Raw genomic sequence first — 20,543 nt, forward strand, 5'->3', positions numbered from 1 at the left:
CTTCTTCATGTCCGGGATTCAGCCCCGATCAGATGTCGTCGCCCAGCGCGCCCTTCACCTTGCCCTTGAGCTGCTGGCCCTTGCCCTCGGCCTGCTGCGCCTCGCCCTCGGCGGCAAGGTTGGGATCCCGGTTATGCTCGCCAATCGCCTCCTTGGCCTTGCCGATCGCCTCGTTGACGTTGCCTTTGATCTTGTCGGTCAGTTCGCCCATCGCAACCTCCATGTCGGTCGGACGCGAGGGGCGGGAAAATCGCCCGGTCGCCGGACCGCTCAGCAAGAGTAACCAAGGACTTACACCCAGGTTCCCAATTTCGCTCTAGCGGGATCGGCCGGGCGGGGCGGAGCCGGTCAGATCAGGCCGGCGAGCGGGCTAGACGGATCGGCATAGCGGCGCTGGCCCATCCGGCCGGCGCGATAGGACAGCCGTCCCGCCTCCACCGCCGCGCGCATCGCCGCCGCCATCATCACCGGGTCCCTGGCCTCGGCGATCGCGGTGTTCATCAGCACGCCATCGCAACCCAGCTCCATCGCCACCGCCGCGTCCGACGCGGTGCCGACGCCCGCATCGACCAGCACCGGCACCTTGGCGCCCTCGACGATCAGGCGGATCGTCACCCGGTTCTGGATGCCCAGCCCCGAGCCGATCGGCGCGCCGAGCGGCATGATCGCGACCGCGCCGGCATCCTCCAGCCGCTTCGCCGCGATCGGGTCATCGACGCAATAGACCATCGGCAGGAACCCCTCCTTGGCCAGGATCTCGGTGGCGCGAAGCGTCTCGACCATGTCGGGATAGAGCGTCTTCGCCTCGCCCAGCACCTCCAGCTTCACCAGGTCCCATCCGCCCGCCTCACGCGCCAGCCTGAGCGTGCGGATCGCATCCTCGGCGGTGAAGCAGCCGGCGGTGTTGGGCAGATAGGTGACCCTCTTCGGGTCGATGAAATCGGTTAGCATCGGCGCGTTGCGGTCGCTGACGTTCACGCGCCGCACCGCCACCGTCACGATCTCCGCGCCCGAAGCTTCCAGCGCGGCGGCGTTCTGCGCGAAGTCCTTGTACTTGCCGGTGCCCACGATCAGCCGCGAGCGGAAGCTGCGGCCCGCCACCGTCCAGCGATCGTCCGCCAGCGGCGCGGCGTGGTCGCCGCCGCCAACGAAATGGACGATCTCGATATCGTCGCCGTCCTCGACCGTCACGTCCTTCAGCGTCGAGCGCGGCACCACCTCCATGTTGCGCTCCACGGCGACCTTCTCCGGCACCAGTCCCAGCTCGCTCGCCAGGTCGGCGAGGCTGAGGCCGGCCGCGATTCGCTTGTGCTCGCCGTTGACGGTGATCGAGACGGTTCCATCGCTATGGGGCATCGGGTCCAGTTCCAGCCGGGGCGCCGCCGGACGGGCCGGCCGGCGCGTGAAAAGGGGCGCACCACGTTCGCATCTCGACTTGACGGGATGCGAACGGGTAGAGGGGCGATCTAGGGGTCGCGGACGGCGGCCGCAACCGGAAGCCGCCCATGTCGACCTCTCTCGCCACCGAAGCCAATACCGTGTTCGTGCTGAACGGCCCCAACCTCAACCTGCTGGGGCTGCGCGAGCCGGCCATCTACGGCCATGACACGCTCGACGACATCGCCGGCATGATGGAGGATCGCGCCCGCGAACTGGGGCTGGAAATCGACCTGCGCCAGTCGAATCATGAAGGTCATCTGATCGACTGGATGCACGAGGCGCAAGCCGTGGGCGCGAAGGCGGTGCTGCTCAATGCAGGCGGCTTCACCCATAGCTCGGTCGCGCTGCACGATGCGATCAAGTCGATCGTGACGCCGGTGGTCGAGGTCCATCTCTCCAACCCGCATGCCCGCGAAGAATTCCGTCATGTCAGCATGATCGGCCGTGCCGCCAAAGGCACGGTCGCGGGATTCGGGGCGTTGTCCTATATCCTCGCGCTTGAAGCCGCGGCCCGGTTCTGACAGGGGCACGCGCTTGTACAGGGAAGGTTCCATGACCGACACGAATTCCAGCGGCACCATGATGGTCGATGTCGACCTGGTGCGCCAGCTCGCCGAGCTGCTCGACGCCACCCAGCTGACCGAGATCGAGGTCGAGCATGGCGAGCGCAAGATCCGCGTCGCCCGCAAGGTGTCGCAGGGCGGCGGCCAGGCGGTGCATTACGCCCCTGCCCCCGTGGCGATGAGCGCCGCGCAGCCGGCCGCACCCGTCGCGGCCGAGGTCGGCGCGTCCGCGCCGGCCAGCAGCGCCAACGCGGTGCGCTCGCCGATGGTCGGCACCGCCTATCTGGCGGCCGAGCCGGGCGCCAAGCCGTTCGCGGGCATCGGCCAGAAGGTCGCGGCCGGCGACACGCTGCTGATCGTCGAGGCGATGAAGGTGATGAACCCGATCGTTGCCACCGCCGCCGGCACCGTCACCCAGGTGCTGGTCGAGAACGGTCAGCCGGTCGAATTCGACCAGCCGCTGATCGTCGTTGAGTAAGCCTATGCGGCCGATCAAGAAACTGCTGATCGCCAATCGCGGCGAAATCGCGCTTCGCATCCACCGCGCCTGTCACGAGATGGGCATCAAGACGGTGGCGGTGCATTCGACGGCGGATGCCGATGCCATGCACGTCCGCCTGGCGGACGAGGCGGTGTGTATCGGGCCGCCCGCCGCGACCGACAGCTATCTGAACATCCCCAACATCATCTCGGCAGCGGAAATCTCCGGCGCGGACGCGATCCATCCGGGCTATGGTTTCCTGTCGGAGAATGCGCGCTTCGCCGAGATCGTCGAGCTGCACAACCTGCTGTTCGTCGGCCCCAAGCCCGAGCACATCCGCACCATGGGCGACAAGGTGGAGGCCAAACGCACCGCCGGCGCGCTCGGCCTGCCGCTGGTGCCCGGCTCCGACGGCGCGATCAGCGACGTGGGCGAGGCGCGCGAGCTGGCGGCGCGGATCGGCTATCCGGTGATCATCAAGGCGGCCTCGGGCGGCGGCGGTCGCGGCATGAAGGTCTGCAACAGCGAGGACCAGCTCGAGACGCTGATGCAGCAGGCCGGCAGCGAGGCCAAGGCCGCATTCGGCGACGCCACCGTCTATATCGAGAAATATCTCGGCAATCCGCGTCATATCGAGTTCCAAGTGTTCGGCGACGGCAACGGCGCCGCCATCCATCTGGGCGAGCGCGACTGCTCGCTCCAGCGCCGTCACCAGAAGGTGCTGGAGGAGGCCCCCTCTCCCGTCATCACCGCCGCCGAGCGCGAACGGATGGGCGGCATCGTCGCCCGGGCGATGGCGGACATGGGCTATCGCGGTGCGGGGACGATCGAATTCCTGTGGGAAGACGGTGAATTCTACTTCATCGAGATGAACACCCGGCTCCAGGTCGAGCATCCCGTCACCGAGATGATCACCGGCCTGGACCTGGTGCGCGAGCAGATCCGCATCGCCGAGGGCCATCCGCTGACCCTTCGCCAGCAGGACGTGCAGTTCCGCGGCCACGCGATCGAATGCCGCATCAATGCCGAGGACTGGCGCACCTTCGTCCCCTCGCCGGGCCTGGTGAAGCAGTTCCACGCGCCGGGCGGCATGCATGTCCGCGTCGATAGCGGCCTCTATGCCGGCTACAAGGTGCCGCCCTATTACGACAGCATGATCGCCAAGCTGATCGTCTATGGGGCGACCCGCGAAGGCGCGATCCGCCGACTGCGCCGCGCCTTGGAGGAGTTCGTGATCGAGGGGATGAAGACCACCATCCCGCTCCACCAGGCGCTGATCGAGGACCCCGAGTTCCAGCAGGGCCAGTACACGATCAAGTGGCTGGAGGAATGGCTGGCGCGCCAGGCCGATTGATGGGCGGCATGGGTGTCGCGGGGGCCTCGGCGCTCCGACACCCATGGCGTCAACGGCGGCGCCGTCGGGCGCTCCCGTCTCTGACCACCCTACACGAATGACGTAAAATTAATGTGAATCATAAAGGAACATCGGTTTTCGGCCCGCATTCTTCCCTCGCCATCAAGGAGGGAGTGTTCCAGATGAATTTGGTTCGCACGTTTGGCGTCGCCGCCACATTGTCGCTGGCATCGATGACGGCCATGGCCCCGGCCACCGCGCAATGGGTCAAGGAACAGGCCAATGTTCCGGCCGGCCCGGACGGACAGCGCGTGATCGACCTGCTCGCCAAGGGCAAGCGGCTCGAAACGGTGACCTGCCACGACTTCGGCCAGCTCGACGAAAGCTTCCGACCCCAGGCGATCGTCTATGCCGCCAATTACGGCCCCAAGGGCAAGCCGCATCCGACAGTGACGATCGATGGCGTCGAGAAGATCGTGCCGGTCGTGGTCGACCAGTGCAAGGCGCGTCCGGGCAATCATTTCCTGGCGGCGGTGCAGACCGCGCTGAAGCAGGAACCGCCGGTCAAGCGCCGCTGATAGGACGGCACCCGCGGGCGGGCCGTCATGTCCCGCCCGCCTTTCGCGCCGCGCGCCGCCTCGCACCAGCCGGCTTTCCGCGCCCATCGCCATCGCGACCTTGGCATCCCCGCCGCAGCGGCGCATAAGCCGGTCATGGCCGATCCCCACCGCCCGGCGGCGACGCTCTACCATTACCCGCGCTGCTCCAAGTCGCGCGCGGCCCTGGCCCTGCTCGAGGCGGCGGGGGCCGAGGTGACGATCATCGACTATCTGAACGATCCGCCCGATCCCGCCGAACTGGCGCGCCTCTATGCCCGTGCCGGCCTGACCGCCGCCCAGGGCCTGCGCCGTGGCGAGGCCGGCACGGCGGCCCTTGCCGGGGCCGATGATGCGACGATCCTCGTGGCGATGGCCGCCGATCCGATCCTGATCGAGCGCCCGCTGGTCGAGACCGAGCGCGGCGTCGTGCTGGCCCGCCCGCCCGAACGCGTGACGGAGGTGCTGTGACTGCCGCCAAACAAGGCAGCGTTGCGCCATCTGCCGCTTTATCGGGCAGCCCATTGCATTGTGCTGGCCCCGCCCCCCTGTTGCGGAACTTGGCACGGCCTGTGCAATGCGCCCGCACGGGCGAGGGTTCGAACGCCCGAGCGGGCAAAGCTTCCATGACGATCGAGGACGCGTTTCTGTGAAAAAAGTCGAAGCCATCATCAAGCCGTTCAAGCTGGATGAGGTCAAGGAAGCGCTCCACGAGATCGGCGTATCCGGCATCACCGTCACCGAGGCCAAGGGCTTCGGCCGGCAGAAGGGGCATACGGAACTGTATCGCGGCGCCGAATATGTCGTCGACTTCCTGCCCAAGGTGAAGCTGGAAATCGTGGTCGAGGACGCGCTGGCCGAGCGCGTGGTGGAGGCGATCGCCACCGCCGCGCAGACCGGCCGGATCGGCGACGGCAAGATCTTCGTCATCCCCGTCGAGGCGGCGCTGCGCATCCGCACCGGCGAGCGCGACGAAGCGGCGATCTGAACACATCCCCGCCCCGGTCGCGGCCGGGGCAGCAGAGTTTCAAACACGGCCCACGCACTTCGCTGGGGCCAAGAAGGGAAGAACCATGGCGACGACGGCCAACGACATCCTGAAGAAGATCAAGGACGAAGAGATCGAGTGGGTCGATCTGCGCTTCACCGATCCCAAGGGCAAGTGGCAGCACCTGACCATGGTCGCCGGCATCATGGGCGAGGATGAGTGGACCGACGGCCTGATGTTCGACGGTTCGTCGATTGAGGGCTGGAAGGCGATCAACGAGTCCGACATGGTGCTGAAGCCCGATCTGGACGCGGTCTATACCGACCCCTTCTCGGCGACGCCGATGCTGATCGTGTTCTGCGACGTGGTCGAACCGTCGACCGGCGAGCTGTACGCCCGCGACCCGCGTTCGACCGCCAAGCGCGCCGAGGCCTATCTGAAGACCACCGGCATCGGCGACACCGTCTATGTCGGTCCCGAGGCCGAGTTCTTCATGTTCGACAACGTGCAGTTCGACACGAACTACGCCGCGTCCTATTTCAAGATCGACGATGTCGAGCTGCCGACCAACACCGGCCGCGAATATGAGGGCGGCAACCTCGCCCATCGTCCGCGCGCCAAGGGCGGCTATTTCCCGGTCGCACCGGTCGACTCGGCGGTCGATATCCGGGGCGAGATGGTCACCACCATGCTCGAAATGGGCCTGCCCTGCGACAAGCACCATCACGAGGTCGCCGCCGCGCAGCACGAACTGGGCCTGACCTTCGGCACGCTGACCCAGACCGCGGATCGGATGCAGATCTACAAGTACGTCGTGCATCAGGTCGCCCATGCCTATGGCAAGACCGCGACGTTCATGCCGAAGCCGATCAAGGAAGATAACGGCTCGGGGATGCACACCCACTTCTCGATCTGGAACGGCAAGGAGCCGCTGTTCGCGGGCAATGGCTATGCCGGTCTGTCGGACATGTGCCTCTATTTCATCGGCGGCATCATCAAGCATGCCAAGGCGGTGAATGCCTTCACCAACCCGTCGACCAACTCCTACAAGCGTCTGGTCCCGGGGTATGAGGCGCCGGTGCTGCTCGCCTATTCGGCGCGCAACCGCTCGGCCTCGTGCCGCATCCCCTATGGCACGGGTCCGAAGTCCAAGCGCGTGGAAGTCCGCTTCCCGGACGCGCTCGCCAACCCCTATCTCGCCTATGCGGCGCTGATGATGGCCGGCATGGACGGCATCCAGAACAAGATCCATCCCGGCGAGGCGATGGACAAGAACCTGTACGACCTGCCGCCGGCCGAACTGGCGCAGGTGCCGACCGTCGCCGGCTCGCTGCGCGAGGCGCTCGACTGTCTGGAGGCCGATCACGACTTCCTGCTGAAGGGCGACGTGTTCTCCAAGGACCAGATCGAGGCGTTCGTCGAGATCAAGCGCTCGGAAGTCGCGCGTTGGGAGATGACGCCCAGCCCGGTCGAATACGACATGTACTATAGCGGCTGATCCCCGCATCGGCGGCCGGGCGACCCGGCCGCCACTTCAGGATTGCACGAACCCGGTCGACGCCCCCGTGCGTCGGCCGGGTTCGGCGTATCGGGATGGTCGCCAGCATGATCCCGCTTGACCCCGCCCCCCGGACCGGCCGATAGCCCGGCACGTCGATGTGGGAGAGACCGGGCGACCGGCGCCGAAGGAGCAACCGCCCCGGAAACTCTCAGGCAAAAGGACCACGTGGACGCAGGATTTCTGGAGAGAGGCATGGGCGTCCCCCGTGTCCGCCGACGGGATAGCGATCTCAGGCGCAAGGGACAGAAGGGGCATGGAAGGCCGGCCCGACCGGCGAGAGGATGCCATGCACGCCGACGTCACCCCCGCGACTCCCGTCACCCCATTGGACCGGGACGTCCACCGGCCGATCAGCGTCGCTGAACTGTTCACCATCGGCATCGGCCCGTCGAGTTCGCACACGGTCGGTCCGATGCGCGCCGGCTTCGACTTCGCGCAGCGCGCGCTGGGGCGCGATTCGCCGCCCGTGGGCGTCACCTGCGACCTGTACGGCTCGCTGGCGCTGACCGGGCGCGGCCATGCCACCGATACCGCGACCGTTCTGGGGCTGGCGGGCTGGGAGCCCGAGCGGATCGATCCCGACGACGCGCCGACGATCCTCGCAGCCATCGACCGGGACGCGCGGCTGACGCTGGGCGGGACGCTGCCGATCGGCTTCGCGGCCGGCGACATCGTCTTCCATCCGCGCGAATTCCTGCCCGAACATCCCAATGGCATGACCTTCACCGCCACGCTGACGGACGGCACCGCCTATGCGGAGACCTATTTCTCAATCGGTGGCGGCGCGATCCTGCGCAAGGGCGCCGGGATCACGGCGATCAACATCGCGGTACGGCATCCCTTCTCCTCGGGCGCCGACCTCCTGGCGATCGGCGACGCCACCGGCCTGGCGATCGCCGACATCGTTCGCGCGAATGAGGAGGCGTGGCGCTCGCCCGGCGAGACCGACGCCTTTCTGGATGCGGTGCGCCGGGCGATGAGCGCGTGCATCGATCGCGGCATCGCCCAGGACGGGGTGCTGCCCGGCGGCCTGAAAGTGCGTCGCCGCGCCCGCGCCCTGTCCGCCGGCCTCTCCGGCGAGCGGCCCGGCGGCAATCCGGCCGAGGTCTTCGAGTGGGTCAGCCTTTGGGCGCTGGCGGTGAACGAGGAGAATGCGGCGGGCGGCCGCGTCGTCACCGCGCCGACCAATGGTGCCGCAGGCGTGCTGCCGGCGGTGTTGCGCTTCTACGAGACGCTGATCGCGGGCGCGAATGCGGAGGGGGCACGGACCTTCCTGCTCACCGCCGCCGCGATCGGGATGCTCTACAAGAAGCGCGCGTCCATCTCGGCGGCCGAGATGGGCTGCCAGGGCGAAGTCGGCGTCGCCTGTTCGATGGCGGCGGGCGCGCTGGCCGCCGTGCTCGGCGGCAGCAACCGCCAGATCGAGAACGCAGCCGAGATCGGCATGGAGCATAATCTCGGCCTGACCTGCGACCCGATCGGCGGGCTGGTGCAGATCCCGTGCATCGAACGCAATACGATGGGCGCGGTCAAGGCGATCAACGCCGCCTATCTCGCGCTGCGCGGCGACGGCAGCCATATCGTCAGTCTGGACGCGGTCATCGAGACGATGCGCCAGACCGGCGCGGACATGCGCTCGCAATATAAGGAAACCAGCCTGGGCGGGCTGGCGGTGAATGTGGTGGAATGCTGAGCGCCGAAGGTGGCGCGCCATCCGCCGGGACGGCGCGCCGCCCGGATCAGTCTTCGCCTTCCTCCGCGGCTTCGGCTTCGGCCTTTGTCTTGTGGTCGACGCCCGGCTCCTCGGCCGGCGGGGAGTAGACGCTGAACAGCTTCAACGGCTCGTCGCCCTTGTTGATGATGTTGTGGAGCGCGCCCTTGGGGATGACGATCAGATGGTTCGGCGTCACCTTGGTCGTCGAGCCATCGACCTTGGCCTGACCCTCGCCCGCCACGAAGAAGGTGGTCTGATCGGCGTCGTGCGTCTCCTCACCGATATCGTCGCCCGGCTCGATCGACATCAGCACGATCTGGCAGTTCTCGTCACGATAGACTTCCTTCTGGAAGTGGGTGTTCTTGGTCGCCAGCGCGACCATGTCCTTGTTGAAGATCGCCACTTTGCCGTCCTTTGCGCTGTCTGAGATGAGAGCCGCCGCAACGGCCCGGCCCTTTGCCCGGTTCCGCCGCGATCGACAGGGTCAAGGAAACAGGTCGACCACCTCGACCCCCTGCCCCACCGCCTCGACCAGCAGGCGGCGGTGGCAATGGCTGGGATCGCGTTCGTAGCAGAGCAGCGCCGAAGGCCGCTCCGCCGCCAGCGCCAGCATCTGCGCCGCCGCCGCCTGCGCCTCGGGCAGTTCGAGCTGGTCGTCATAGACCTGGGTCAGCGTCGCGACATCGCCCTTCTTCGCCGCATCGCGCCCGCGCTTGGGCGTGCCGAGCGCCTTCAGATGGACGTACCCGATCCCCGCCTCGGCCAACGAGGCGGCGAGCGGCGATTTGGAAAAGCCGGGCCGGCGCGACAGCGGCAGCGCGCGGACGTCGATCACCCGGCTGACGCCGGCGGCGATCAGCGTGGCGATGAAATCCGCCATCGTCGTGGCCTCGTAGCCGATCGTATAGAGTTTCATGCCGCCCAAGCTGGCGATCCGGGCCTGACTTGCCAAGCGGCGGCGGCTAGGGAGGCGGGCATGACCCATGACATCCATATCGTCGGCGGCGGCCTGGCCGGCTCGGAAGCCGCGTGGCAGCTCGCCGAGGCGGGCTTCAAGGTGCGCCTGTCGGAGATGCGCGGCTCGGGTGAGAAGACCCCGGCGCATCAGACCGATGGCCTGGCCGAGCTCGTCTGCTCCAACTCCTTCCGCTCGGACGATGCCGAGGCGAACGCGGTCGGCCTGCTCCACCAAGAGATGCGGACGCTCGGCTCGCTGATCCTGACCCAGGCGGACCGACACCGGGTGCCCGCCGGATCGGCGCTGGCGGTCGATCGCGACGGCTATTCGCAGGGCGTCACCGACACGCTCGCCAACCATCCCAACGTCACCCTGGTGCGCGAGCGGGTGGACGCCCTGCCCGAGGGTCCCGCGATCCTGGCGACCGGCCCGCTCACCGCGCCGGCGCTGGCCGACGCGATCGGCGGCGCGACGGGCGCGGAGGCGCTGGCCTTTTTCGATGCGCTGGCGCCGATCGTCTATCGCGACTCGATCGACATGGAGGTCGCCTGGTTCGCCTCGCGCTGGGACAAGGGCGAGACCAAGGACTATATCAACTGCCCGTTGACCAAGGACGAGTATCTCGCCTTCCACGCCGCGTTGCTCGATGGCGAGAAGACGCCGTTCAAGGACTGGGAGAAGGACACGCCCTATTTCGAGGGTTGCATGCCGATCGAAGTGATGGCCGAGCGCGGCGTCGATACCTTGCGCTACGGCCCGATGAAGCCGGTCGGACTGGACGACCCGCGCACCGGCCGCTGGCCCTATGCGGTGGTGCAGCTGCGCCAGGACAATGCGCAAGGCTCGCTGTGGAACATCGTCGGCTTCCAGACCAAGCTGAAGCATAGCGAGCAGGTCCGCCTGTTCCGGACCATCCCCGGCCTGCAGAATGCGGAGTTCGCGCGGCTCGGCGGCCTGCACCGCAACACCTTCATCAAGTCGCCCGAACTGCTCGACCCGACGCTCCGGCTGAAGAACCGGCCGAACCTGCGCTTTGCCGGACAGATCACGGGCTGCGAGGGCTATATCGAGAGCGCCGCGGTCGGGCTGCTCGCAGGCCGCTTCGCCGCCGCCGAACTGCGCGGGCAGACCCTCACCCCGCCCCCGCCCGAAACCGCGCTGGGCGCGCTGCTCGGCCATATCACCGGCGCGGCGACCGCCGAGACCTACCAGCCGATGAACGTCAATTTCGGCCTGTTCCCGCCCATACCCGGCCGCACCAAGAAGGCGGATCGCAAGCGCATGTACACCGACCGGGGACGCGCCGCGCTGGCGACGTGGCTCAGCTCTCCTCAGTCGGCTTGACCGCATCGTCGGACGCGGGCGGGCAGTGCATCGTCCGCGCCGGCTTGCGCTTGACCGCCGTGGTGGCGAATTCGGCGCGGTCCATGGCATTGGAACGGTCGCGGTCGGCGGCGGCGAATTTCGTCGTCGCCTTCACTGCCCATTCGTCGAACGACAGATGACCGTCGCCGTCGCGGTCCAGCTTGGCGAAGGCCTTGCGCCGCTGGGCCAGATACTCGTCGCGCGTGACCTGCCCATCGCGATCCTTGTCATAGCGGTCGAAGCGCTTGTCCTCCCGCGTCCGCGCGCTCGCCTCGGGCAAGCGGTCGGGCAGTTCGGCATCGACGACCGTACGCGAAGCGGGGGGGCGCACCGGCAGCCCGGCCTGAGCGGGTGCCGAGGGCTGCCGCAACACCATCGAACCACCCAGCATCGCCGCCAGCCCCGCTCCGGCGGCCGCCACCCATCGCCAATCCATGCCGCGTCTCCCCCTTGCCGGCTGGGAGGCTAGAGGGCCGATGGCGTTTCTACAACCTGGATCAGTTTTCCTATCGGCCGGTCAGCCTATGGCGGAGCAACCGCCAGGTGCGGCGCGGCGATCCGGGCGGGACCGGCGGCATGGCCAGATCGAATCGCGCCAGCAGGCATAGCGCCCCCAGCGCGCGCAGCCGCACCGGCCAGCGTCGCTCCATCACGCCCGCCAGACGGTCACGCGCCAGCGCCGCCGCGCGCGCTGCGGTCGCCTCATCCGACAGGTGCGTCGCCAGATCGGCCAGCGCCCAGCCCTGTCCCGCTGCGGCCGGCAGCGCCGCCTCGCCCAGCAGCCGCCCCACCGCCGCGAACAGCCGCTCGCCGCGTTCGACCGCGACCCGCTCCAGCGACTCCTGGTCCAGCGCCGCGCCGTCGAGCAGCACGTCCCAGCCATCGACCAGCCCGGCCAGCATCGTGCCGGTCACCCCGTGCGGCAGCACCGCCTCCGCCAGCTCCGCCAACACCGGCTCGGCCGGCGGCGGGCGGGTGTCCAGCGCGGCCAGTGCCTCGTACCACCAGGTCAGCCGCATCTGCCCGACCATCGGCTCGCGCGTGCCGCGCAGGATCGCCGCCAGCCGCGCATCGAGCGCGAACAGCGCTTCCAGCCCGGCGCGCCGGTCGCGCGGCGCATAGCTGAAGGCGAGGTTACGTTCCGCCGCGATCACCTCCTCGGCATGGGGTAAGTTCTTAACCATCTGACTGCAAAAGGCTTCTTTCTCACCGGACGGGGTGTCCGGGTGTCTAGCCGATGTCGAGGCGCAATGCGATTGGTGCGAAGCTTCCGGACGGGTTGGGCCCGCTGCAATCCCGGCGTCATGCGCCGGCTGATGCGGGACGTGGCCGGCAATACGCTGGCGATCATGGCGATCGCGTTGATCCCGCTCACCGCCATGGCCGGCGCGGGCGTCGACTCCGCCCGCCTTTATGTCGTCAAGTCGCGCCTCCAGCAGGCCTGCGACGCGGGCGCGCTCGCCGGGCGCAAGTTCCTGCTCGACTCGAACAGCACCACGCTGGACGCGAACGCCGCGAAACAGGCGCAGCAATTCTTCGCCAACAACTTCACCACGGGTTACATGCAATCGGGCACGCCGAAATTCGTGCCGACCAAAACCGCCGACAATCAGGTCGCCGGCACCGCCAGCGTCACCGTGCCGATGACGATCTCCAAGATGATGGCGGCGAGCGACGTGACGCTGACCGTGACCTGCGAAGCGCGTTACGACGTGGCGGACGCGGACGTGATGTTCGTGCTCGACACCACCGGCTCGATGGCCTGCACCACGGCGGACGGCACCGCCGGGTGCAGCCAGCCGGTCGACAGCTACACGACCAATGGCAACACCGCCTATAACGTACGCGAGAAGAATGGATCGAAACTGTCCGGCCTGCGCTCGGCGGTGCTCAGCTTCTACGACACGCTCAACGGCAATATCGATCCCAGCACCCATGTTCGCTACGGCTTCGTCACCTATTCCTCGACGGTGAACGTCGGCGCGGCGATCCGCGCGGTCGCTTCCAATGCATTCGTGTCGCAATGGAATTACAATTCGCGTCGTCTGCTCGACACCGACAATTACCTCAGCACGTCGCAATATAATCGCAATGACCTGAACTATAGCTCTTGTATGGCGCTGAATGGGACCCGGTCGCCGGCCAAGGGTTTCACGACCCAGGGAACCGCCTCCACTTTCCAGACCAGCTATGCCAACGGCAGCTGCTACGTCGAGGAGAAGAAGTACGGCCCAATGTGGCGCTACGAACTAGTGACGCTCGACGTGTCGCAATATGTTGCCGGCGCGTCGGTCCCGGATCCCAGCAAGATCACCGGCGCTCGATCGACCTGGCAGGGGTGCATCGAAGAGCGGAATACCAACGTCGCCTCAAGCTTTGACATCAACAACCTGCCGCCCGATCTCGACCCGGATCTTGCTCCGACCAGTAACGACACACGGTGGCGACCGCTATGGCCCGACGTCTTCTACTATCGCGGCAACTACTCTTCCGTGGATTACGGGGGCAACAGCACCAATCCGTACGGCGATTACTATGCCAGCCCGCGGCGCGCGACCGACATCCTGTCGAACATGCTGATGTACGAGAACATCTCCTCCGGCTTCGTTTCGTGCGGCAAGGCGGCGCAGCGGCTGACGACTATGTCGCGCGACGACATCTCCGCCTATGTCAACGCCAACGACTTCCGTGCGCAGGGCGGCACCTATCATGACGTCGGCATGATCTGGGGCACGCGGATGATCTCGCCGGGCGGTATCTTCAAGGGCGACACGGTCGCCTGGCCGGGCCGCAACGAGCCCAATCGCTACATCGTGTTCATGACCGATGGCGACATGTCTCCCAATGGCGCGATCTACGGCACCTATGGCAATGAGAATTACGACAAGCGCGTGAGCGGCAACTCGCCCGGCGACGATCTCGCCAACCACAATGCCCGTTTCGTCGCCGAATGCGCGGCGGCGAAGGCGCGCAACATCACGGTGTTCGTGGTCGGTTTCGGCCAGTCGCTGACCCAGCAACTCACCCAATGCGCCTCGCCCGGCAAGGCCTATTACGCCAGCGACAATGCCTCGCTCCAGACGGCGTTCAAGACGATCGCCAACCAGGTCGCGATGCTGCGCGTGTCGAAATGACCGGCCGGCGGCTCCGAAGCCTGGTCCGGGACCGGCGCGGCAATACGGTGATCGAGTTCGCGATCGTCGCGCCGGTGATGATCGCACTGATCATGGGCCTGCTCGACCTGGGGTTCCAGATCTATGCCCAGTCGGTGCTGGACGGCGCGGTGCAGAAGGCGGCGCGCGACTCCGCGCTCCAGGGCGGCGCGCAGAGCACGGGCACGATCGACTCGCGGGTGCTGGGGATGCTCCAGCCGCTGATCGGATCGCCGCAGCCCTCCTGCGCGGTGGCCGTGCCCAGCACCCGCGTGCCGGCGACCTGGTGCGTGACGCGCAAGAACTACGACAATTTCGCCGCCATCAAGCCCGAGCCCTTTTCCGACACCAATGGCAACGGCCTTCGCGACTCGGGCGAATGCTTCCAGGACGTGAACGGCAATGGCAGCTGGGATGCCGATCCGGGCAATGCGGGCCAGGGCGGCGCCAACGACGTCACGCTCTACACCTTCTCGGTCACCTTTCCCCGGCTGTTTCCGGTCGCGGCGATGATCGGCTGGCCGGCGATGCTGCGCATGACCTCGACCACCATCCTGAAGAACCAGCCCTACGATTCCCAGGCCACCACCGAGCCCAAGACGATATGCACCTGACCCGCCCCTGCCGCTCCCTGGCCGCCGATACACGCGGGCTGGCCTTGATGGAATTCGCGCTGGCGCTGCCGATCGTGCTCGGGGTCGGCCTGTATGGCGTGGAGACCGCCAACCTGGCGCTGATGAATCTCAGGCTCAGCCAGGTCGCGACCAACCTGTCGGACAACGCCTCGCGCGTCGGGCTGAACAACAACCTGTCGAACCAGCAGCTGCGCGAGGTCGACGTCAACGACGTGCTGATCGCCGCCCGCCTGCAGGGCGCTGCCTGGGACCTGACCACGCGTGGCCGGATCACGGTCAGCAGCCTGGAGGCGGACAATAACGGCAATCAGAAGATCCACTGGCAACGCTGCCTCGGCACGCGGACGGGCACCGACTATGCCTCGCATTTCGGCACCACCAGCACGACGGCGGGGACCGATTCCAGCAGCGGCAATGCCGGCACCCCCGCGCCCGGCGGCATGGGACCGACCGGCGCCAAGGTCACCGCGCCGCCCGGATCGGGCGTGATGTTCGTCGAGATCAACTATGACTACAAGCCGATCGTCAGCGCCCGGTGGCTGCCGAATGGATCGACGCGCCTGACCTACACCGCCGCCTATATCGTCCGCGACCGGCGCGATTTCGCCCAGATATACAATCCCGCGCCGGCCGTGCAGCGCATGACCTGCGATCGCTTCACCGCGAGCTGATCCCAAAAACAAAAGGGGCGCTCGCCAGCCGGCAAGCGCCCCCTCTTCATCGCCGATCGCGGCGATCAGTAGCGATAATGATCCGGCTTGAACGGCCCCTCGACTGGCACGCCGATATAGGCGGCCTGCTTCTCGCTCAGCTTCGACAGCTGCACGCCCAGCTTCTCCAGGTGGAGCGCCGCCACCTTCTCGTCGAGATGCTTCGGCAGGACATAGACCTCGTTCTTGTAGGTCTCGCCCTTGGTCCACAGCTCGATCTGCGCGAGCGTCTGGTTGGTGAACGAGGCCGACATCACGAAGCTGGGGTGACCCGTCGCGCAGCCCAGGTTCACCAGGCGCCCCTTGGCCAGCACGATGATCTGCTTGCCGTCCGGGAACTCGACCAGGTCGGTGCCGGGCTTCACTTCGGTCCACTTGTAGTTGGACAGCGCCGCGATCTGGATTTCGCTGTCGAAGTGGCCGATGTTGCAGACGATCGACATCGGCTTCATCGCCTTCATGTGATCGGCGGTGATCACGTCGGCATTGCCGGTCGCGGTGACGAAGATGTCGGCGCGCTTCACCGCCTCGTCCATCGTCACGACCTCGAAGCCCTCCATCGCCGCCTGCAGCGCGCAGATCGGGTCGATCTCGGTCACGAGCACGCGCGCGCCGCCGTTGCGAAGCGACTGGGCCGAGCCCTTGCCCACGTCGCCGAAGCCGGCGACCGCGGCGACCTTGCCGGCCAGCATCACGTCGGTGGCGCGACGGATCGCGTCGACCAGCGATTCCTTGCAGCCGTACAGATTGTCGAACTTCGACTTGGTGACCGAGTCGTTGACGTTGATCGCCGGGAAGGGCAGCTCGCCCTTCTTCGCGATCTCGTACAGGCGGTGAACGCCGGTGGTCGTCTCTTCCGACACGCCCTTCAGGTTCTTGACCGTTTCGGTCAGATAGCCCGGCTTCTTGGCGATGAACGCCTTGACCGAGCGCTGGAACTCGACCTCTTCCTCATTCTCCGGCTCGGCGAAGGTAGCGCCGGCCTCCAGCTTCGCGCCCCACAGCGCGAACATGGTGGCGTCGCCGCCATCGTCCAGGATGATGTTGGCGGTCTGGCCCTCGACCTCGCGGTCCCAGGTGAAGATGTCGCCGACATAGTCCCAATATTCGGCCAGCGACTCGCCCTTCACGGCGAAGACCGGCACGCCCGACGCGGCGATCGCGGCGGCGGCATGGTCCTGGGTCGAGAAGATGTTGCAGGTCGCCCAGCGCACATCGGCGCCGAGCGCGGTCAGCGTCTCGATCAGCACCGCGGTCTGGATCGTCATGTGCAGCGAGCCGGTGATGCGCGCGCCCTTCAGCGGCTGCGCCGCGCCGAACTCCTCGCGCAGCGCCATCAGGCCCGGCATCTCGGTCTCGGCGATGCGGATCTCGGCGCGGCCGAAATCGGCGAGGCCGATGTCCTTGATGACATAGTCGTTCTGCGTGCCGGTGCCCGTCGGGGCGATTGCAGTGGCCACGGGTGTTGCTCCTGAAACTCGGATGATGCCCGCCGCCTTAGAGCCTTGCCGCCCCCGGATCAAATATAAAGATATCTTTATATCCTCACCACCCCCGGTCGATCCGCTACCGGGTGAAGGCGGCTCAGGCGTGGCCCGCGCCCGCCACCAGCAGCCGCGGATCGATGCCAGCGCCTTCATAGCCCCTGGTCCAGCGCTCTGCGGCGGGGGTGGACCAGATCAATGCGGGATCACCCGGCGCGGTGAACCAACCGGCGCTGGTCAACTCCTCGTCGAGCTGCCCGGCGCCCCAGCCGGCATAGCCGAGCGCGCAGACCCAGTCGCGCGGGCCTGTCCCATCGGCGATGGCCCGCAGGATGTCGACCGTGCCCGACAACCGCCAGCGGCCCGCGACATCGATCGTATCCTGTCCGGTCCAGTCGGTGCTGTGGACGACGAACCCGCGCCGGATCTCGACCGGGCCACCGAAATGCACCGGCGCGTCCGGGGCCTGCCCGACCGGGATGTCGAGCTGTTCGAGCAGCGCGTGGAAGCCGATGCCGCCCACCACCGCGCCCAGCCCGATGCCGATCGCGCCCTTCGCATCGTGACCGCACAGCGCGATCACCGCCTTGTCGAAACGGGGATCGCCCATCCCCGGCATGGCCAGCAGGAACTGTCCAACGAGATAATCCGCATCCTTCACGATCCCGTCCTAGCCGCCCCGCCCCACGCCCGCCACGGGGGAATGCGACGGAACGGCTTGAATTCCCGGTCACGGTGATCGAAGGGGTCGAGGAACCACAAGGAAGAAGCCCATGACCATCGCCATCGGAGATCGCTTGCCCGAAGCCACGCTGGTCAAGGTGACGGCGGAGGGGCCGGACCGGGTCACCACCACCGACTATTTCGCCGGCCGCACGATCGTCCTGTTCGCGGTGCCGGGCGCCTTCACCCCGACCTGCTCCGCCAAGCACCTGCCGGGCTTCGCCGCCAAGGTGCAGGCGTTCCGCGACAAGCGGGTCGACGAGATCGCTTGCACCGCGGTCAACGATGCCTTCGTGCTTGGCGCCTGGGCCAAGGCCAACGACGTGGAGGGCGTGACCATGCTGGCGGACGGCAATGGCGATTTCGCCCGGGCGATCGGCCTGTCGATGGATGGCTCCGCCTATGGCATGGGCCTGCGCAGCCAGCGTTATTCCATGCTGGTGGAAGACGGCGTGGTGACCCGCCTGAACGTCGAGGAACCGGGTGCGTTCAAGGTCAGCAGCGCCGAACACCTGCTCGACCTGATCTGAACGAACACGGCGTACCGGCATGTCAGGGAATGCCGGTACGCTGTCGGAAACGGATCGGCTTACCCCTCCTGCCAATCATAGGTCAGCGGCCCCTCGCGAAAGGCGAAGCGGTCGATATGGCTGGCGACCACCTCGCGCATCCTGGCCATGTCACCGTCCTCGGGCACGGTGAGCACCAGATCGAGCGTCTGGCTGTCGGCGCGCATGGCGAGGTGCGCACCATTGGGGAAGGCGATGCTGCCTTCCTCCGCCGTGAACGCCACCTCCATCTTGTGGCTCCAATGCTTGGCGAGCTGCTGGAGATAGCGGCTGGCCGACAGGGTCGGCACGCGGGCGACGGCGACGCTCATTTCAACCGCTCGATCTGCTGCGCGACGTCGTCGATCATGGCCGCCATGTCGTGCAGCCGCTCGTCCGACAGGTCGCCCTGTTCGAACCGGTGGCGCACCGCCTCGCGCAGATTGCCCATGGCGCGGCGGATCGGCATCCGGTTCCAGGCGACGCGGTTGCGTTCCTGGTCCAGCGCCGTCAGCCGCGCCATCACCGCCGCGATCTCCTCGGCACGATCGGCGACATGCGCGACGCCGTCCGCCGTCGCGGCGAAGCGCTTGCGCGCGCCATCGCTCGCCTGTTCCTCGATCAGGCCCATCTCGCCGAGCATGGTCAGCGACGGATAGACTAGGCCGGGACTGGGCGCATAGGCGCCGCCGGTCTGCTCCTCGATCGCCTTGATCAGCTCATAGCCATGGCGCGGCGCATCGGCGATCATCTTCAGCAGCACCAGCCGCAGCTCGCCCCCCTCGAACATCCGCCGGCCCCGGCCGTGCGGCCGGCCGTCATCGCCAGCCCCGTCGAAGCCGCCGCGGCCCGGGCCAAACCCGCCAAACCCACGCGGACCGCCCATGCGGCCCGCACCATGGCGGTGCCAGCCATGGCGACCGCCGTGACCGCCGCCCCGGCGTTCCATTCCATCGAACATCATCATCTCCGTCTCGCGATAGGGTCAAGATATATCACGATGGCAGAGCGTCAAGATTGCTCATGATATATTTTGAAAATGTCTGACAGATTGAGCGACTCCACGAAATCAGGGACTTGCGTGCCCCTGCCCCTGATGCCGTAGGACACCGGCGAGAGGATCGCCCACCATGAAGCATCTGATGGCCCTGTTTGCCCTGCTGGCCGGACCGGCGCATGCCGCCGAGCCGAGCCACCCGCTCTACCTTGGCGCGGACCTGTCCTTCACCAACGAGATGGAGGATTGCGGCGCGGTCTATCGCCAGCAGGGCAATCCCGTCGATCCTTTCGCGATGCTGCGGCGCGCGGGCGGCAATCTGGTCCGGGTGCGGTTGTGGAACGATGCGCGCTGGACCCGCTACAGCAACCTGGCCGATGTGGAGAAGACCATCCGCCGCGCGCACCAGGCAGGGCTGCAGGTGCTGCTCGACTTCCATTATGCCGATGACTGGGCCGATGGCGACAAGCAGCCGGTGCCTGCCGCCTGGGCCAGGCTCGACACCCCGGCGCAGGTCCGCGCGGTTCATGACTTCACCCGCGCGACGCTAGACACGCTCGCCGCCAAGGGGCTGACGCCCGAACTGGTCCAGGTCGGCAATGAGACGAACGGCGAGCTGATGGCCGGCCCGACCAAGGCGATCGACTGGACCCGCAATGCCGCGCTGCTCGGCGCGGGTCTGCGCGCGGTGCGCGAAGCGGCCGGCGCGCAGGGCAAGCCGATCCGCACCATGCTCCATATCGCCCAGCCGGAACATGCCGAACCCTGGTTCGCGGCTGCCAAGCGGGCGGGGCTGACCGACTATGACCTGATCGGCCTGAGCTATTACGCCAAATGGTCGAAGCAGCCGATGGCGGGGCTCGCCGCCACGATCGGGCGGTTGCGCGCCGCCCATGGCAAGGACGTGGTGGTGGTGGAGACCGCCTATCCCTACACGCTCGACAATGGCGATGCCTCCAGCAACCTGCTCGGCGCGGACGCGCTGGTGGCGGGCTATCCGGCGACGCCGGCCGGGCAGCGCGCCTATATGATCGACCTCACCCGGACGGTGGTGCGCGCCGGAGGGTCGGGCGTGGTGTATTGGGCGCCCGACTGGATCTCCACCGGCTGCTCGACCCGATGGGGCCAGGGGTCGGGCTGGGAGAATGCCGCCTGGTTCGACCTCCACCGACGCTGGGAGGCGTTGCCGGTGCTGGACTTCCTGGGACAGGATTATGGGCGGCGGTGACGACCTCTCCCGCCGTCGTCACACGCTTTTGGAAAGCCCGATCTTA

24 protein-coding genes and 1 riboswitch are annotated in these 20,543 nt (G+C 67.2%); of the genes, 14 read left to right on the forward strand and 10 right to left on the reverse strand.

Annotated elements, in window-relative coordinates; translation table 11 throughout:
* Positions 1–28: 28 nt before the first annotated feature.
* Both GGQ96_RS00060 and thiS read right to left on the reverse strand, forming a co-directional pair.
* Positions 29–211: a CsbD family protein gene (locus GGQ96_RS00060; protein ID WP_184110404.1), complete on the reverse strand. Its 183-nt coding sequence runs from the start codon at positions 209–211 to the stop codon at positions 29–31.
* A gap of 137 nt (positions 212–348) precedes the next feature.
* Entirely contained in the window at positions 349–1,356 is a 1,008-nt protein-coding gene (thiS, locus tag GGQ96_RS00065; protein ID WP_184110406.1) for a sulfur carrier protein ThiS, read from the reverse strand.
* A gap of 149 nt (positions 1,357–1,505) precedes the next feature.
* Between thiS and aroQ the strand changes: the two genes are divergently transcribed.
* The 8 genes from aroQ (at position 1,506) to GGQ96_RS00105 (ending at position 8,676) form a co-directional block, all read left to right on the forward strand.
* Positions 1,506–1,961, forward strand: coding sequence for a type II 3-dehydroquinate dehydratase (gene aroQ, locus GGQ96_RS00070; protein WP_184110407.1), 456 nt, complete (start codon positions 1,506–1,508; stop codon positions 1,959–1,961).
* 31 nt (positions 1,962–1,992) lie between these two features.
* Positions 1,993–2,481 carry an acetyl-CoA carboxylase biotin carboxyl carrier protein gene (gene accB, locus GGQ96_RS00075; RefSeq protein WP_184110408.1) on the forward strand — a complete coding sequence of 163 codons (489 nt, stop codon included), beginning with the start codon at positions 1,993–1,995 and terminating at the stop codon, positions 2,479–2,481.
* 4 nt (positions 2,482–2,485) lie between these two features.
* A complete protein-coding gene (gene accC, locus GGQ96_RS00080) occupies positions 2,486–3,838 on the forward strand; it encodes an acetyl-CoA carboxylase biotin carboxylase subunit (protein ID WP_184110409.1) in 1,353 nt (450 codons plus the stop codon).
* A 182-nt stretch (positions 3,839–4,020) separates the two neighbouring features.
* Positions 4,021–4,416 (forward strand): HdeA/HdeB family chaperone, encoded by a 396-nt coding sequence (locus GGQ96_RS00085; protein ID WP_184110410.1) that lies wholly within the window; start codon positions 4,021–4,023, stop codon positions 4,414–4,416.
* Positions 4,417–4,551: 135 nt separating this feature from the next.
* The gene (locus GGQ96_RS00090) at positions 4,552–4,905 is read left to right on the forward strand and encodes an ArsC/Spx/MgsR family protein (protein WP_184112065.1); all 354 of its coding nucleotides are present in this window, start codon (positions 4,552–4,554) and stop codon (positions 4,903–4,905) included.
* Between the two features lie 178 nt (positions 4,906–5,083).
* Complete coding sequence (locus GGQ96_RS00095) at positions 5,084–5,422, forward strand: P-II family nitrogen regulator (RefSeq protein WP_184110411.1); 339 nt, start codon at positions 5,084–5,086, stop codon at positions 5,420–5,422.
* 85 nt (positions 5,423–5,507) lie between these two features.
* Positions 5,508–6,920, forward strand: a complete 1,413-nt coding sequence (gene glnA / locus GGQ96_RS00100) for a type I glutamate--ammonia ligase (protein ID WP_184110413.1) — start codon at positions 5,508–5,510, stop codon at positions 6,918–6,920.
* A gap of 151 nt (positions 6,921–7,071) precedes the next feature.
* Positions 7,072–7,157: riboswitch (glycine riboswitch) on the forward strand.
* A 112-nt stretch (positions 7,158–7,269) separates the two neighbouring features.
* Complete coding sequence (locus tag GGQ96_RS00105) at positions 7,270–8,676, forward strand: L-serine ammonia-lyase (RefSeq protein ID WP_184112067.1); 1,407 nt, start codon at positions 7,270–7,272, stop codon at positions 8,674–8,676.
* A gap of 46 nt (positions 8,677–8,722) precedes the next feature.
* Here the strand turns inward: GGQ96_RS00105 and GGQ96_RS00110 are convergent, their stop codons facing one another.
* Together GGQ96_RS00110 and GGQ96_RS00115 are read right to left on the reverse strand one after the other, a co-directional pair.
* The gene (locus GGQ96_RS00110) at positions 8,723–9,100 is read right to left on the reverse strand and encodes a cupin domain-containing protein (RefSeq protein WP_184110415.1); all 378 of its coding nucleotides are present in this window, start codon (positions 9,098–9,100) and stop codon (positions 8,723–8,725) included.
* An 81-nt stretch (positions 9,101–9,181) separates the two neighbouring features.
* Positions 9,182–9,613, reverse strand: a complete 432-nt coding sequence (locus tag GGQ96_RS00115) for a DUF488 domain-containing protein (RefSeq protein WP_184112069.1) — start codon at positions 9,611–9,613, stop codon at positions 9,182–9,184.
* 60 nt (positions 9,614–9,673) lie between these two features.
* Between GGQ96_RS00115 and trmFO the strand changes: the two genes are divergently transcribed.
* Complete coding sequence (gene trmFO, locus GGQ96_RS00120) at positions 9,674–10,999, forward strand: methylenetetrahydrofolate--tRNA-(uracil(54)-C(5))-methyltransferase (FADH(2)-oxidizing) TrmFO (RefSeq protein ID WP_184110417.1); 1,326 nt, start codon at positions 9,674–9,676, stop codon at positions 10,997–10,999.
* Here trmFO and GGQ96_RS00125 read toward each other — a convergent pair.
* Together GGQ96_RS00125 and GGQ96_RS00130 are read right to left on the reverse strand one after the other, a co-directional pair.
* Positions 10,977–11,456, reverse strand: coding sequence for an EF-hand domain-containing protein (locus tag GGQ96_RS00125; RefSeq protein ID WP_246359976.1), 480 nt, complete (start codon positions 11,454–11,456; stop codon positions 10,977–10,979). The two genes, trmFO and GGQ96_RS00125, sit on opposite strands and share 23 nt — an antisense overlap.
* A gap of 70 nt (positions 11,457–11,526) precedes the next feature.
* Positions 11,527–12,204 (reverse strand): squalene/phytoene synthase family protein, encoded by a 678-nt coding sequence (locus GGQ96_RS00130; protein ID WP_184110419.1) that lies wholly within the window; start codon positions 12,202–12,204, stop codon positions 11,527–11,529.
* Between the two features lie 132 nt (positions 12,205–12,336).
* Between GGQ96_RS00130 and GGQ96_RS00135 the strand changes: the two genes are divergently transcribed.
* Genes GGQ96_RS00135 through GGQ96_RS00145 form a run of 3 tightly spaced genes read left to right on the forward strand, consistent with a single transcriptional unit; the run spans position 12,337 to position 15,478 of the window.
* Positions 12,337–14,154, forward strand: a complete 1,818-nt coding sequence (locus tag GGQ96_RS00135; RefSeq protein WP_246359977.1) for a TadE/TadG family type IV pilus assembly protein — start codon at positions 12,337–12,339, stop codon at positions 14,152–14,154.
* A complete protein-coding gene (locus tag GGQ96_RS00140) occupies positions 14,151–14,786 on the forward strand; it encodes a TadE/TadG family type IV pilus assembly protein (RefSeq protein ID WP_184110423.1) in 636 nt (211 codons plus the stop codon). The genes GGQ96_RS00135 and GGQ96_RS00140 overlap by 4 nt, the downstream gene beginning before the upstream one ends.
* 47 nt (positions 14,787–14,833) lie before the next feature.
* Positions 14,834–15,478 carry a TadE/TadG family type IV pilus assembly protein gene (locus GGQ96_RS00145; protein ID WP_246359978.1) on the forward strand — a complete coding sequence of 215 codons (645 nt, stop codon included), beginning with the start codon at positions 14,834–14,836 and terminating at the stop codon, positions 15,476–15,478.
* A 65-nt stretch (positions 15,479–15,543) separates the two neighbouring features.
* Here the strand turns inward: GGQ96_RS00145 and ahcY are convergent, their stop codons facing one another.
* Both ahcY and GGQ96_RS00155 read right to left on the reverse strand, forming a co-directional pair.
* Positions 15,544–16,977, reverse strand: coding sequence for an adenosylhomocysteinase (gene ahcY, locus GGQ96_RS00150; RefSeq protein ID WP_343058868.1), 1,434 nt, complete (start codon positions 16,975–16,977; stop codon positions 15,544–15,546).
* 124 nt (positions 16,978–17,101) lie between these two features.
* Complete coding sequence (locus tag GGQ96_RS00155) at positions 17,102–17,662, reverse strand: YqgE/AlgH family protein (protein WP_184110426.1); 561 nt, start codon at positions 17,660–17,662, stop codon at positions 17,102–17,104.
* Positions 17,663–17,774: 112 nt separating this feature from the next.
* On the opposite strand from GGQ96_RS00155, the gene GGQ96_RS00160 reads away from it, so the two are divergent.
* Positions 17,775–18,254 (forward strand): peroxiredoxin, encoded by a 480-nt coding sequence (locus GGQ96_RS00160; RefSeq protein WP_184110428.1) that lies wholly within the window; start codon positions 17,775–17,777, stop codon positions 18,252–18,254.
* A gap of 59 nt (positions 18,255–18,313) precedes the next feature.
* On the opposite strand, the gene GGQ96_RS00165 is transcribed toward GGQ96_RS00160, so the two are convergent.
* Positions 18,314–18,604: a DUF2218 domain-containing protein gene (locus tag GGQ96_RS00165; protein WP_184110430.1), complete on the reverse strand. Its 291-nt coding sequence runs from the start codon at positions 18,602–18,604 to the stop codon at positions 18,314–18,316.
* On the reverse strand, positions 18,601–19,239 hold the full coding sequence (locus GGQ96_RS00170; protein WP_425506676.1) for a PadR family transcriptional regulator: 639 nt from the start codon (positions 19,237–19,239) through the stop codon (positions 18,601–18,603). Before GGQ96_RS00170 ends, GGQ96_RS00165 begins: the two co-directional genes overlap by 4 nt.
* Before the next feature lie 163 nt (positions 19,240–19,402).
* Here GGQ96_RS00170 and GGQ96_RS00175 point away from each other — a divergent pair, with 163 nt between their 5' ends.
* The gene (locus tag GGQ96_RS00175; protein WP_184110432.1) at positions 19,403–20,497 is read left to right on the forward strand and encodes a glycoside hydrolase family 53 protein; all 1,095 of its coding nucleotides are present in this window, start codon (positions 19,403–19,405) and stop codon (positions 20,495–20,497) included.
* Positions 20,498–20,543 lie beyond the last annotated feature (46 nt).

Origin of the sequence: Sphingomonas abaci, from assembly GCF_014199625.1 — a bacterium.
Taxonomy (GTDB): Bacteria; Pseudomonadota; Alphaproteobacteria; order Sphingomonadales; family Sphingomonadaceae; genus Sphingomonas; species Sphingomonas abaci.